Source organism: Desulfuromonas sp. (assembly GCF_002868845.1).
GTDB lineage: Bacteria > Desulfobacterota > Desulfuromonadia > Desulfuromonadales > BM501 > BM501.
Map to the genome: position 1 here is coordinate 50,318 of NZ_PKUB01000031.1, position 12,784 is coordinate 63,101.

The window sequence follows — 12,784 nt, forward strand, 5'->3', positions numbered from 1 at the left end:
CGGCCCCCGCCATCGATTCGCTGCTACTGAATTTCCTTGAACTCGGCCCGACGATTCGCGGCCCAGGCCTCGCTGCTGCGCCGCGGATCGAGAGGAACCTCTTCGCCGAAGGAAATGAAGGAGAGGCGGCTGGCCGCGACGCCCAGGGAATTCAGGTAGTTCTTTGCGGCCAGGGCGCGCCGCTCTCCCAGGGCGAGGTTGTACTCGTCGGAGCCGCGCTCGTCGCAGTGCCCTTCGATGCGCACCTTCGAGCCGGGATTGGCTTTAAGGTAGTCGGCGTTAGCGGCCAGGGTCGCCCGGGCCTCGGCGGAGAGGGTGTACTGGTCGAAATCAAAATAGATCCGCTCAAGTCCGGCAACCTCGACCACGGTCGGGGGGGTCATATCCTCGACGGCCTGCTGGTCCAGTTCCCCGTCCCTGATGCCGCGCACATCCTCGGAAGGCATTTCCGTCACCACGGGGGCGTCTTCCATCGGCAGGGCTGCGGTGGGGGCGGGTTTCTTGGCACAACCGACCGCCAGCAGAGCGGTCAGGGCAACCATCAGCAAAAAGCGCAGAACTTTCATTGGTTTTCCTCTCCTTTCGAGAAAAGGGACTGCAATTACAGGGAGTCATGAAAATGTGGCCAATTATACAGGAAGCGTTTTAAAAAACAAGCTCTTTACCAGGGCCCGGACCAGGCCGGGTGCTGGCTGTTTTCCCCTGTCGGAGAGATGCGCCGGGCCCCGCTGCCGTCGTCGCGCATGAGATAAATCGCCTTGTTGCCGCCGTCGTCCAGAGAGTAGGCCAGAAAGCGGCCGTCGGGACTCCAGCGGGGGTGCTCCTTGCTCCCGGGGCCGAAGGTGAGGCGCCGCTCGCCGCTGCCGTCGGGGCGGATGGTGTAGATTTCGAAGCGCCCCTGCTCCTGGCGGCTGAAAGCGATAAGATCGCCCTTGGGGCTCCATGCCGGGGTGGCGTTGTACTTGCCCGCGGCGGTCAGGCGCCGCACCTCCCCGCTGCGAACCCCGAGGATGAAAACGTGCGGGTTGCCCCGCCGGTCGGAGACGAAAGCGATCTCCCGGCCGTCGGGGCTCCAGCTGGAATCCACGTCGATGGCCCAGTTGTCGGTGAGGCGCTTCTCCAGGGTGCCGTCTTTTTCCAGAAGATAGATCTACGGGTTGCCGTCCTTGGAAAGGGTCGTGGCAATCTCCCGGCCCCCGGGCCGGTAGCGGCCGGCGATGTTCAGGCCCTTGCGCCGGGACAGAAGGGCCTCCTTTCCGCTGTAGATCTCCTTGCGGAAGAGGTCGGGGTTACCCCGCCGGTAAGAGGTGAAGATCAGTTCCTTGCCCACCGGCGAGAAGTCGGGGTTGAGGACGATGGAACGGTGGTCTGTGAGGCGGACCGGGTTGTGGCCGTCCACCTCAGAAAGGTAGAGCTCCTTGTGCCCGGTGCGATCGGAGATATAGGCGATGCGGGTGGCGAAGGGTCCCGGCTCGCCGGTGAGGCTCTCGAGCACCTGGTCGGCGAAGGTGTGGGCCATGCGCCGCAGGTCCTTGAGCTGGCCCACGTAGCGCCGCCCGGTCAGGAGCCGGCGCCGGGCCACGTCGTAGAGGCGGGCCTCCAGCACGAGTTCTTCACCGCGCACCGAATAGGCCCCCTTGATCAGGGACTGGGCCCCCAACAGGCGCCACTGCCCGAAATCGACGTCGATGCTCACCAGCCCGAGGCGCCGGGCGTCGCCGAGAAAGGCGTCCGGGTCGAGCAGGCTGAAAAGGCCTGAGAACTCCAGGTCGTCGGCCAACACCGCGTTCACCTCTTCGGCAACGGCGGGCAGGGCCTTGCCGTCAAGGGGAACGAAAGCGGTCAGGGCCAGGGGGATGACCTGCTGACCGGGGGCCTGGATCTCGATCTGGCCCAGGGCGGCGCCCGGCAGCCAGAACAGCAACAGGATCAGGGACAAAAGAAAGGTACGCATGGCTCTACTCGAGTAGCTCCTTGAGGTTGAACACCACCTCCCGCTCCAGGCGCCGGCCCGGCGCCTTCGGGAGTTGCTTGAGCTGGAGAACCGCCCTTTTGACCGAATCGTCGAAACGGGCCTCGCCCGAATGCTCCAGGAAGCGGTAGTCGAGAAGCTTTCCCTGAGGGTCGAAGACGAGGGCCACGGTGGCCTCCAGGTCACGGCTGGGCACCTGGTACTTGGAGAGGAGCCAGGCCTGCTTCAGGTAGTCGTGGATCCAGGCGTCGTAGGAAGTCCCCGCCTCGGTTCCGCTCCCCTCGGGCATCCCCACCGGCGCGTCGGGAACCGCGGGGGCCTGGCGGGTGTCGGAGGCGGAGAGGGCCGCGAGCTTCTGCTTCAGCTCCTCGATCTCTTTCTTGGCCTGCATCTTCTTGATCGCCGCCAGGGTGTCCTCCTCGTAGCTCTGGGACGGCTTGGCGACCTCGGGCTTCGGTTTCGGCTTGGCCTTCGGCGCCGGTTTTGCCTTGGGAACGGGTTTCGGCTTCGGCTTGGCGACCTTCGGCTTGACCGGCTCGGGCTTGGCCACCTTGACCGGCTCGGGTTTTTTCGGCGGCGGCTTGGGCGGCTCCGGCGGCTTGACCTCGGCCTTCGGGGGTTCGGGCGCCTTGCGGGGCTTCTCGGCCTTCGGCCGGGCGTCGGGGCGGCCGGCCTGGGGGTCGGCCACCGGCAGGTTGACGAGATCGACGTAGTAGGCCCTGGGGGGCTTGGCCAGGCGGGGCTCGAAGACCCCGGTAAAGACCGCGAGCACCGCGAGGTGGACCACCAGGGAAACGATCAGCATCCGCCCCAGTTTGGGCTCCGGGTGCGTTTCGGTGCCCCGTCGTATGAAGCGGTTCTTCGCCAACGGAAAACGCCTCAGGGCTCGGGTTGCTGGGTCAGCATGCCCACCTTCTGCACCCCGGCCTGCCGGATCACGGCCATCACCTGGACCACCTTGCCGTAGGGAACGGCGCGGTCCGCCTCGAGAAGGACTCCCTGCTCGTTGCGCTCCTTCAGCACCTGGCGCAGCACCGGGGCGAGCTTCTTCAGGTCACTGACCCGGTGGCCGCCGACGGCGATGGCGCCGTCTTTCTGCACCGACACCGTGACCGGTTCCTTGCCCTTTTCGAGCGACGGGGCCTGCTCGACCTCGGGGAGACTGACCTCAAGGCCCTGCTCGAGCATCGGCGCGGTCACCATGAAGATGATCAGCAGCACCAGCATGACGTCGACAAAGGGCGTGACGTTGATCTGGGACAGGGCGCGGCGACCGCCGCTTTCCCTTCGGCCCACTTCCATCTAATCCCCCCGCACCATGCGCTCGGCGATGTTGAGAAACTCCTGGCAGAAGTTGTCCATCTCCCCGGTCAGGATGTTGACCTTGTTGACGAAGTGGTTGTAACCGACCACCGCCGGGATGGCGGCCACCAGGCCGATGGCGGTGGCCACCAGGGCCTCGGAGATGCCGGGGGCAACCACGGCGAGCGAGGCGCTGCCGCTCTGGCCGATGCCGCGAAAGGAATCCATGATCCCCCACACGGTGCCGAACAGTCCGATAAAGGGGGCCGTGGAGCCGGTGGTGGCGAGAAAGGTGAGAAACTTCTCCAGGCGCTGGGTCTCCTGGGTGGTGGCGCGGCGCAGGGCCCGCTTGGCGTTCTCCACCCCTCCCAGGTCGGTGGTGAACTCCGATTTCTTGACCGCGGCCTGGCGCAGGGTGCGGGTAATGTCTCCGGCGTCGGCATCCGACCCGAAAGACCCCTCCGGCGGCTCCCGTCTCTGGCGCTGGCCCTTGATCAGCTCCTGGTAGGCCTCGCGAAAGAGGGTGGTAAGGGGGGAATGGTCGTAATCCTTGAGCCCCTGGCCGATGAGGTCGAAGCGCTTCTTGGACCAGAAAAAGTCCAGGAACCGCTCCGAATCCTTGGTGGCCCGGTGAATGACCCGAAACTTGAAAAAGATGATGGCCCAGGAGACCACCGAAAAGTAGACAAGAATCAGCAGGACCAGCTTGACCACCGGCCCGGCGTTGAGTACCAGATCCAAAACCCTGCCTCCCGCGGTTGGAGTTTTAAGAAAAGAGAATTATCGACCATGCCCGAAGACAAAGTCAATCCTATAACGGCGCTTAACGGGGCCCCCGGGACAGGCGGGCGAGGGCCTGCCGGTAGAAGGCGGCCTGAGCCAGTTTCCCCGGGTTCGCCCCCGAGGCGCGGGCGTCGAGCTCCAGCAGGTCCAGGAGAAGGGAAAAACGGGGATCGGCGATGAAGCGCGCCTGCCTGCGGCTAGGTTCGGCGTCCGGCTCCAGCTGCCAGCAGAGGGCGAACATGTGGTGACGCACCAGCCACACCACGTCGTCTCGCGGCCCCTCCTCCATGCCGAGGCGCCGAAGGATCCGGACCGCCAGCTCCGCTCCGGCGAGGTCGTGGCCGAAGGCCCGCAGGCGCCCCCCGATCTCGCGGGTGGTCGAGGCCTTGCCGACGTCGTGGAGCAGAGCTCCCCAGGCCAGGCGCCTGTCGCATCCCGTCTCCAGCAGACGGACCGCCAGCAGGGTGTGGGTCAGGGCGTCACCCTCGGGGTGGTGATCGGGAGGCTGGGGAACGTTCCCGAGCAGGTAGAGCTCGGGAAGGATCTCCCGAAGCCGCGGATCCTTCCGGAAGCGCGCCTCCCGCTCGCCCGGCTCGGCAAGCCCCAGGGCCTGCTCCACGTACTCCAGCTCGGTCACGACAACTCCTTGAGAGGGGGCCCGAGTCGGGAACCGGCATCGTCCACGTCAGCGGCGAGGTTCCCGGCGAAGGTGAAGAACGGGGCCAGGGAGCAAGAATCGTGCGCGAAATGAAAGGAGAAGCTGTGCCGGTGCACACCATGAACGGCAAAGAACCCTAAAGGCGGTCGGCCAGGGAAGAGCGGGCCCAGCGGGCGGTGGCGCAGCCGGGAGAGCGTTCCAGCAGGCGTCGCAGCGAAACGAGATCGTCCACGTCCTCCCACGCGCCCACCTCCCGGTAGGTCGCCCCCAGCCTGCCGGCCCGCCGCCGGGTCGCCCGAAGCACCTCCGCCGTGCTCCAGGGAATCTCCCGGAAAAGGCCGGGATGATGGCGACTCTCCCCCACCAGCACGTAGCCTCCGTCACGGGACGGAACGGTGACCAGGTCGGCCCCGGCCAGGGCTTCGAAGGCCTCCTCCACGAGGGCGGGAGGCAGGTCAGGGCTGTCGCTTCCGATCAGGGCCGCGGCCTCCCAGCCGTCGCCGAGCAGGCCTCCGAGGGCCCTCTCCATGCGCTCCCCCAGGTCCCCCGAACCCTGGGGAACGAGTGAAAGTCCGGGGAAGGCGGAGCGGAAAAAATCCTCGCTCCCTTCGAAGAAGACGACCGGGGTCCAGGCCGGGCCGGACATCGCGGCGACCGTCTCATCCAGGGACACCCGGTAGAGGCGCGCCGCCTCGCCGGGGGACAGGGCAGGGCAGAGCCGGGTTTTGACCCGACCCGCAAGGGGCTCCTTGGCGAAGATGCCCAGGACCGGCCCCGATGGGCTCGGTTTTTTTCCCAAGGATCGCCCCGCCAGGGCCTTATCCACAATTTCCACAGGGTTACCCACACCCTCCTAGCGCGATGCGCCCTCCACCATGGCGTAGGCCGAATGATTGTGGATCGACTCGAAGTTCTAGCACTCCACACGGAACCAGCTGATCTCCGCCACGGCCTGGAGCCGTTCGGTCACCGCCCGCACGATGTCCTCGACGAACATGGGGTTGTCATAGGCCTGCTCGGTGACCGCCTTCTCGTCCTCGCGCTTGAGCAGCGAGTAGACCGGGGCGCTGCCGCAGGCCTCGACCCACTCGATCAGGTCCTCGAGCCAGATGTGCCCGTCGTAGCGGATCTGCACGTTGATGGCGCTGCGCTGGTTGTGGGCCCCGCGCCCGCTGATCTCCCTCGAGCAAGGGCACAGGGAGGTCACCGGCACGGTGACTCCGAGGACGAAATCGGCCTCTTCGCCGATGGCGCCGATCATCTGGCACTGGTACTCCATGAGCCCCTTGGCCCGGGAAACCGGCGCCTCCTTCTCGATGAAGTAGGGAAATTCCAGCTCCACGTGGGCCCTGGAGGCCTCCAGGCGCTCCTTCATCTCCAGCAGGATGGTATCGAGGCTCTCGATGCTGATCTCCCCCCGGTAACGGTTGAGGATCTCGATGAAGCGGCTCATGTGGGTCCCCTTGAAGTGGTGGGGCAGGTCCACGTACATGTTGATGCGGGCCACGGTGTGCTGCCGGACCTTGCTCTTGTCCATGACCACGATGGGGTAGCGGATGTCCTTCACCCCGACCTTGTCGATGGGAATGTTGCGGGTGTCACGCTCTTTCTGCATGTCGGGCATGGTGGGCATGGGAAAACCTCTTGGGTATTCAGCACTCGGGAGACAGGAGGCCAGGAGAAAACCCGTGTCCCTATTCCGGCTTCGACCCGGATGCGTAAGCGACCGGATCCTTCTCGCCCGCCTCGGCGAAGCCCTTGAGGCGCAGCCGGCAGGAGTCGCAGGCCCCGCAGGCCAGCCCGTCGGCGGTGGGGTCGTAGCAGGAGTGGGTCAGGGCGTAGTCGACGCCGAGCTCTCGGCCGCGCCGGATGATCTCGGCCTTGGACAGGTCGATGAGCGGGGTGTGGATGCGGTAGCGTCCGATGCCCTCGACGGCGGCCTTGGTGGCGAGGTTGGCCATCGTCTCGAAGGCGGCGATGTACTCGGGGCGACAGTCGGGATAGCCCGAGTAGTCGAGCGCATTGACGCCGATATAGATGTCGAAGGCGCCGAGCACCTCGGCCCAGCCGAGGGCGAAGGAAAGGAAGATGGTGTTGCGGGCGGGGACGTAGGTGACCGGGATGGTCTCGTCAATGGCGCGCCCCTTGGGAACCTCGAGGTCGGAGGTCAGGGCGCTGCCGCCGATGCGGCGCAGATCGACCTCCACGACCTGGTGTTCCACGGCGCCGACCCTGGGGGCGTACTGCGCGGCCTTCTCCAGCTCCACCGAATGGCGCTGGCCGTAGGCGAAACTCATGGGGTACGGATCGAAGCCTTCGGCCCGCGCGATGGCCATGCAGGTCGTCGAGTCGAGCCCGCCGCTGTAGAGAACAACAGCCTTTTTGCTCATCGGTTCACCTCCTGGTTCACCGGGAGCATAAGACAGTTCCCTCGACCCGTCAAGGCGCAATAAACCGGCTCAAAAGACCTCGTAAAAGGATCCCGTCCCCAGGCGGTGGACCTTGAGCAGGTTGGTGGTTCCGGGAGCCGAGACCGGACTGCCCATGGTGATCACGACCACGTCGCCGCCCCGCAGCGCTCCGGTCGCGAGCACCGCCTCCTCCACGGAGCGGATCTGGGCCTCGGTGTCTCCCTCGATATCGACCCGGATGGAGCAGACCCCGGCGTACAGGGCCATGCGGCGGCGCACCGCCTGGGATGGGGTGACGGCGTAGATGGTTATTTCGGGACGGTACTTGGCCACCAGGGCCGCGGTGCTGCCGGTCTGGGTGAAGGCCAGGATGGCGGCGGCACCGACGCTCTCGGCAACCCGGCAGGCGGCCTGGCCGATGGCCTCGGGCAGGAGCCGGTAGCCGCCGACGTCGGCGAGGGGGTGGAAGACCTTCTCCCTGAGAACGGGATCGCCCTCCACGTCCCTGGCGACCCGCACCATCAGGGAGACGGCCTCCAGGGGGTAGCGGCCAGAGGCGGTCTCCGCCGAAAGCATGACCGCGTCGGTGCCGTCGAGAATGGCGTTGGCCACGTCCGAAGTTTCGGCCCGGGTGGGCCGGGGGTTGACAATCATGCTCTCGAGCATCTGGGTGGCGGTGATCACCGGCTTGCCGGCCGCGTTGCAGCGCCGGATGATCTCCTTCTGGATGAGAGGAACCCGCTCCGGGCGGATCTCCACCCCCAGGTCCCCCCGGGCCACCATGACCCCGTCGGATGCCTCGAGGATGGCCTCGAAATCGGTCACCGCCTCGGGCTTCTCTATCTTGGCAATGACCTTGATCGAGGAGCCCTCCCGCTGAAGGAGGTCCTTCAGTTCGAGCACGTCGGCGGCGCGCCGGACGAAGGAGAGGGCCACATAGTCGATGCCCTTGCTGACGCAGAAGGCGAGGTCCTCCCGATCCTTGTCGGTCAGAGCGGGGACCGACACCCGGACCCCGGGAAGGTTGATCCCCTTTCGGTCCCGGAGCGTCCCGCCGACCCGCACCCGGCAGCGCACGTCCTGCTCCGAAGAGGAGAGGACCTCCAACTCCAGCAGGCCGTCGTCGAGGAGGATGCGGTCCCCCTCCTGTACGTCCCGGGGCAGTTCCCGGTAGGTCACGGGGATCAGATCACCCTCCCCGACCACCTCCCGGACGGTGAGGGTGACTTCGCGGCCGGCGACGATTTCCAGGGACCCGCCCCGCATGAGTCCGGTGCGGATTTTCGGGCCCTGCAGGTCGCCGAGGATGGCCATCGCCCTGTGCCGCCGCCGAGAGAGGTCCCGGATGCGGCGGATCACCTCGGCCTTGCCGGCGTGGTCGCCGTGGGAGAAGTTAAGGCGGAACACGTCCGCCCCGGTTTCCATCAGGGCCTGCAGCATCTCCGCCGACTCGCTGGCCGGGCCGACGGTGGCGACAATCTTGGTGCGACGAATCATGACAGCTCCCCATTTCGACCGCGAGGGGAATAAGTGAAAGGGACCCTCGCTTTTCCGGGGTCCCTCGGCGGCTGAAAACTCTTGTTAGTGGTGGTATCTCCCCTTGTACTCGGTGTGGGCCTTGTCGGGCCCCTTGTGGCAGCGAAAGCAGCGCTGCTCGGTGATCTTTTTCTGCTCCAGGGGAGAGGGCTGGGGTGGAAGGACCGACTCGGGCTTCTGCCAGGGGTTCTTTCCGGTCTCGTCGTTGAGGGTCACCGGCCTGTAGGCCATCTGCCAGTTGGCGCTGATGACCTTGGTGTGACACTGGTCACAGCCTCCCGGCGGGGGGATGGCCTTCCAGGAACCGAACATGGAGCAGCCCCAGCCGAAAATAGCGATCAGGACGATGGGAACCAGGGTTTTCTTCATGCAGGTCAATCCCTTCGGAGGCGAGGGGGTTTTTTCAACTATAGCACAGAGGGCAGGGGGGGCCAAGGAGCAGGCAAAACGATTGCCCGGGCCCTCGGGAATGTGGTAAAAATAGATTTTTCAAGTAGATGGAGCTCTTAATGTCGCTTTTGCCTCTTTCCAAAACCCTGCGCATCGCCCTCGCTGCCGGGGCCGCCCTCGCTCTGGCCGGCGTCGTGACCCTCATCGGGGTCTATCTCTACGTGGCCAGCACCCTGCCCCGGGTGGACACCCTGGCCGACTACCGCCCCCCCATCGTCACCCGGGTGCTGAGCGGCGACGGCGCGGTGATCGCCGAGTTCTCCCGGGAGCGGCGCATCGTGGTCCCGGTCACCCGCTTGCCGGAGCGGCTCATCCAGGCCTTCGTCGCCGCCGAGGACGCCCATTTCTTCGAACACCGGGGCATCGACCTGATCTCCATCCTGCGCGCCGCCCTCAAGAACCTGAAGGCCGGCGGCATCGTCCAGGGAGGCAGCACCATCACCCAGCAGGTGGCCAAGAGCCTCCTGCTGACCCCGGAGAAGAAGTTTTCCCGCAAATTCAAGGAGGCGATCCTCGCCCGGCGCATGGAGCGCAGCCTGTCCAAAGAGGAGATCCTCTTTCTTTACCTGAACCAGATCTACCTGGGGCACGGCGCCTACGGGGTCCAGGCCGCGGCGGAGAACTACTTCGCCAAGAACGTCGAAGAGCTCTCCCTGGCCGAGTGCGCCATGCTCGCCGGCCTTCCCCAGGCCCCCAGCCGCTACTCCCCCTACCGCCACTACGAGCGGGCCAGGGACCGCCAGCGCTACGTCCTCGACCGCATGCTGGAAGAGGGCTACCTCGCCGCCGAGGAGGCGGAGGCCGCCCTCGCCGAGGAGCTGACCATCCACCCCCGGACCAACGCCCACATCGCCGGGGCGGCCTACTTCACCGAGCAGGTGCGGAGGCACCTCGAGACGACCTACGGGGAGGAGCAGCTCTACACCGGGTGCCTCGAGGTCCACACCACCATGAACCTGGCCATGCAGCAGGCGGCCCAGGCCGCGGTGCGGGACAACCTCCACAACCACGACAAGCGCCAGGGATACCGCGGGCCGCAGCGGGTCCTGCCTCCGGAGGAGGTCGAACCCTTCCTGCTGAAACAGCAGGCCCGGCTCGAGAAGGCCCTCTCCCTGCCCGGCACCCTGATCGAGGGCGTCCTCTCCGGCGGCGACGCGGGGCACCTCGAGGTGCGGGTCGGCTCCCTGCGGGGCGAGATCCCCCTGTCCAAGAAGCACTGGGCCGGACCGATCACGGTCCTCCCGGCGGGAACGCCCCCTCGGGACCGGGCCGAAAGCGGCCGGACCGAACTGCCGATCGGCTCCGTGCTGCTGGTCAAGCTCGAGGAGGAGCGGGAGGACGGCTCCCTCCTCCTCTCCCTGGAGCAGCGCCCCGAGGCTCAGGGGGCCATGGTGGCCCTCGCCCCGGGCACCGGCGAGGTCAAGGCCATGGTCGGCGGCTACGATTTCGGCGAGAGCCAGTTCAACCGGGTCCTGCAGGCCCGCCGTCTTCCCGGCTCGGCGATCAAGCCGATCATCTACGCCGCCGCCCTCGACAAGGGGTACACCCCGGCCACCATCATCCTCGACACCCCCCTGATCTACAAGGAGAAGAAGGAGAGCGGGGAGGAGACCGAGTGGAAGCCGAAGAACTACGGCAAGAAGTTCTACGGCCCCACCCCCCTGCGCAAGGCCCTCGCCAAATCGTACAACGTCATCACCATCAAGATCCTCGAAGACATCGGGGTCGGCTACGCGGCCAACTACGCCCGCAAGCTCGGCATCACCTCTCCCATCGCCCGGGACCTGACCCTGGCCCTCGGCTCCTCGGCCCTCACCCCCCTCGAGCTGGCCACCGCCTACGCCGTCTTCGCCAACGGCGGGGTCCGGGTCACCCCCAGCTATATCACCCGGGTCCTCGACCGCGACGGGCGGGTCCTCGAGTCGGTCGACCCCGGCGACTTCCCCGGAGGGCCCGAAGAGGGGCAGCGCCTAGTGCAGCTGCCTGCGGAGCGGGTCATCTCCCCGGAGACCGCCTACCTCGTCACCAATCTCATGGAAAGCGTCGTCCGCCACGGCACCGGCTGGCGGGCCAAGGCCCTCGGTCGTCCGGTGGCGGGCAAGACGGGAACCACCAACGACCTCAAGGACGCCTGGTTCGCCGGCTTCGTCCCCCAGCTGGCGACGGTCTCCTGGATCGGCTACGACCAGGAGCGCCCCCTGGGCAAAAAGGAGACCGGCTCGAAGGCCGCCGCACCGGCCTGGGTCGCCTTCATGAAAGAGGCGACCGAGGATCTGCCCCCGATCCATTTCCCCGTCCCCGACGCCATCGAGTTCCGCCCCGTCGATACGGAAACGGGCCTGCTGACCCCCGAGGACAACCTCGAAGCGAGTATCGAGGTCTTCGCCCCGGGGACCGCCCCGACCCGCTACGCCCTCGACGAGAAGCGGCCCCAGGCGGTCGATTTCTTCAAGCTCGACCTCGAAGAGAACTAGGTTCCCCGAAGACATTGAAAATGACGAAGGCCGCGCCCATCGGGCGTGGCCTTCTTTTTTGGTTGAATGGGCCCCCGAGCTGTCAGGAGACCATCAAATCATCTGGAAGTGGGGTAGGGGACTATAAAATAAATCTGCCCCTTTTCACTCTTTTGGAGGCCCTTTCTAGCTAATGTCTTTCGGAATTATGGCTGTTTGTCAAGTCTGCTACGGAACTACTGCTCAGGAACTCCTAAGATTAAAATTGGTAATGTGTCCCCCGAAGCCCCCCCGTAATCGGGATTAGTTTTTTGAGGTCATCGATTTGGGTTTTTGCGGAAAGGGTATTTAGTACATTCTTGATGTCTGATTCACCATCGAACAACGAGGGGTAATCCTTCGTAGCGCTCTTATTGGCAATGTCGGCGGTTATTTTTTCTTCTACCTTTTTGAAGGCCTCGATTAAATCTGCAAAAAAATCAAGTCCGGTCGGCCTGAACTCGAATTGATTCTTATTGGTTAAATGGACATTAACGCATTTGTTATCGAATATTGAAAATTGTCTGAATTCGTTTTGTTGTTTGTGGTCTGGGTATGTGAGGGAATACTGTTTAGAATCGGACGTAAAAATGATTTCTGCTGATACATTACTATGACCGCTTGCGACATGAATGTTCGGCAGAATATCTTCTGTTGAACGGCTATGAAAAGCCTTCTTCAATAGGCGAGTATAGCCTGTTTTGCCCGAACCATTTACGCCGTAAATAATTGTTACCTGAGGGCAAAAATCTATCTTTTGATTTTCTACAAGAGCGTTTACGCCTTTAAGGTTTTGCAGGCTTGTTAGCAGAAGGCCATTTTTAAAATCGTCACATGATGCGTTGTCGCAGCTTATTACAATAGCAGGCTTCTCTGTTGATTGTTTTAAGCCAGCATCTTCAAGAATGTAAGTGTAAGCTATGTCTATGTCGGTGTCAGATATCTTTGTACCAGATAGCAATTTTGAACCCAGATATTTAGCCCAATATGGCAGCGATTCTGCGAAGAGTTCAATCTCTGAATTTAAGCTATCATTCTTGCCTTCATCTGTTTCAGTCAAGGATATCCTCCAACTATTGCATTGGCTAGTAGAGTAGAACCTCAGTGCACAGTAAACCGTCTGGCGAATTCGGCCTTTCGGCTCGGCCCTGTCCATTAAGCACCTGGCGGTGCCCACGTA

At 64.3% G+C, this 12,784-nt stretch carries 14 protein-coding genes; 1 reads left to right on the forward strand and 13 read right to left on the reverse strand.

The features are described 5' to 3' along the window. Positions 1-23 precede the first annotated feature (23 nt). The 12 genes from pal to C0617_RS09760 all read right to left on the reverse strand — a co-directional run bounded on the left by pal (position 24) and on the right by C0617_RS09760 (position 9,031). Positions 24-566 (reverse strand): peptidoglycan-associated lipoprotein Pal, encoded by a 543-nt coding sequence (pal, locus tag C0617_RS09705; protein WP_291316825.1) that lies wholly within the window; start codon positions 564-566, stop codon positions 24-26. Between the two features lie 95 nt (positions 567-661). Beyond that, positions 662-1,087 carry a hypothetical protein gene (locus C0617_RS09710; RefSeq protein WP_291316826.1) on the reverse strand — a complete coding sequence of 142 codons (426 nt, stop codon included), beginning with the start codon at positions 1,085-1,087 and terminating at the stop codon, positions 662-664. A 63-nt stretch (positions 1,088-1,150) separates the two neighbouring features. Beyond that, positions 1,151-1,954: a hypothetical protein gene (locus C0617_RS09715; RefSeq protein ID WP_291316827.1), complete on the reverse strand. Its 804-nt coding sequence runs from the start codon at positions 1,952-1,954 to the stop codon at positions 1,151-1,153. A gap of 4 nt (positions 1,955-1,958) precedes the next feature. Further along, positions 1,959-2,840, reverse strand: coding sequence for a TonB C-terminal domain-containing protein (locus C0617_RS09720; protein ID WP_291316828.1), 882 nt, complete (start codon positions 2,838-2,840; stop codon positions 1,959-1,961). 11 nt (positions 2,841-2,851) lie between these two features. Next, a complete protein-coding gene (gene tolR, locus C0617_RS09725; protein ID WP_291316829.1) occupies positions 2,852-3,274 on the reverse strand; it encodes a protein TolR in 423 nt (140 codons plus the stop codon). Beyond that, on the reverse strand, positions 3,275-4,015 hold the full coding sequence (locus tag C0617_RS09730) for a MotA/TolQ/ExbB proton channel family protein (protein WP_291316830.1): 741 nt from the start codon (positions 4,013-4,015) through the stop codon (positions 3,275-3,277). Between the two features lie 82 nt (positions 4,016-4,097). Further along, on the reverse strand, positions 4,098-4,694 hold the full coding sequence (locus C0617_RS09735; RefSeq protein ID WP_291316831.1) for an HD domain-containing protein: 597 nt from the start codon (positions 4,692-4,694) through the stop codon (positions 4,098-4,100). Between the two features lie 157 nt (positions 4,695-4,851). After that, positions 4,852-5,550: a TIGR04282 family arsenosugar biosynthesis glycosyltransferase gene (locus tag C0617_RS09740; RefSeq protein ID WP_291316832.1), complete on the reverse strand. Its 699-nt coding sequence runs from the start codon at positions 5,548-5,550 to the stop codon at positions 4,852-4,854. Positions 5,551-5,628: 78 nt separating this feature from the next. Further along, positions 5,629-6,348 (reverse strand): GTP cyclohydrolase FolE2, encoded by a 720-nt coding sequence (gene folE2, locus C0617_RS09745; protein ID WP_291316833.1) that lies wholly within the window; start codon positions 6,346-6,348, stop codon positions 5,629-5,631. 61 nt (positions 6,349-6,409) lie between these two features. Continuing rightward, positions 6,410-7,105: a 7-cyano-7-deazaguanine synthase QueC gene (queC, locus tag C0617_RS09750; RefSeq protein ID WP_291316834.1), complete on the reverse strand. Its 696-nt coding sequence runs from the start codon at positions 7,103-7,105 to the stop codon at positions 6,410-6,412. Positions 7,106-7,174: 69 nt separating this feature from the next. After that, positions 7,175-8,623 carry a pyruvate kinase gene (gene pyk / locus C0617_RS09755; RefSeq protein WP_291316835.1) on the reverse strand — a complete coding sequence of 483 codons (1,449 nt, stop codon included), beginning with the start codon at positions 8,621-8,623 and terminating at the stop codon, positions 7,175-7,177. Positions 8,624-8,707: 84 nt separating this feature from the next. Continuing rightward, positions 8,708-9,031: a cytochrome C gene (locus tag C0617_RS09760; protein ID WP_291316836.1), complete on the reverse strand. Its 324-nt coding sequence runs from the start codon at positions 9,029-9,031 to the stop codon at positions 8,708-8,710. Positions 9,032-9,171: 140 nt separating this feature from the next. On the opposite strand from C0617_RS09760, the gene C0617_RS09765 reads away from it, so the two are divergent. Further along, positions 9,172-11,586, forward strand: coding sequence for a PBP1A family penicillin-binding protein (locus C0617_RS09765; RefSeq protein ID WP_291316837.1), 2,415 nt, complete (start codon positions 9,172-9,174; stop codon positions 11,584-11,586). A gap of 238 nt (positions 11,587-11,824) precedes the next feature. Here the strand turns inward: C0617_RS09765 and C0617_RS09770 are convergent, their stop codons facing one another. Continuing rightward, positions 11,825-12,664 (reverse strand): ATP-binding protein, encoded by an 840-nt coding sequence (locus C0617_RS09770; protein WP_291316838.1) that lies wholly within the window; start codon positions 12,662-12,664, stop codon positions 11,825-11,827. Between the last annotated feature and the right edge of the window lie 120 nt (positions 12,665-12,784).

Coding starts and splice junctions, on each gene's coding strand:
- pal (WP_291316825.1), bottom strand. CDS start 566: ATGAAAGTTCTGCGCTTTTTGCTGATGGTTGCCCTGACCGCTCTGCTG.
- C0617_RS09715 (WP_291316827.1), bottom strand. CDS start 1,954: ATGCGTACCTTTCTTTTGTCCCTGATCCTGTTGCTGTTCTGGCTGCCG.
- tolR (WP_291316829.1), bottom strand. CDS start 3,274: ATGGAAGTGGGCCGAAGGGAAAGCGGCGGTCGCCGCGCCCTGTCCCAG.
- folE2 (WP_291316833.1), bottom strand. CDS start 6,348: ATGCCCACCATGCCCGACATGCAGAAAGAGCGTGACACCCGCAACATT.
- queC (WP_291316834.1), bottom strand. CDS start 7,105: ATGAGCAAAAAGGCTGTTGTTCTCTACAGCGGCGGGCTCGACTCGACG.
- pyk (WP_291316835.1), bottom strand. CDS start 8,623: ATGATTCGTCGCACCAAGATTGTCGCCACCGTCGGCCCGGCCAGCGAG.
- C0617_RS09760 (WP_291316836.1), bottom strand. CDS start 9,031: ATGAAGAAAACCCTGGTTCCCATCGTCCTGATCGCTATTTTCGGCTGG.
- C0617_RS09765 (WP_291316837.1), top strand. CDS start 9,172: ATGTCGCTTTTGCCTCTTTCCAAAACCCTGCGCATCGCCCTCGCTGCC.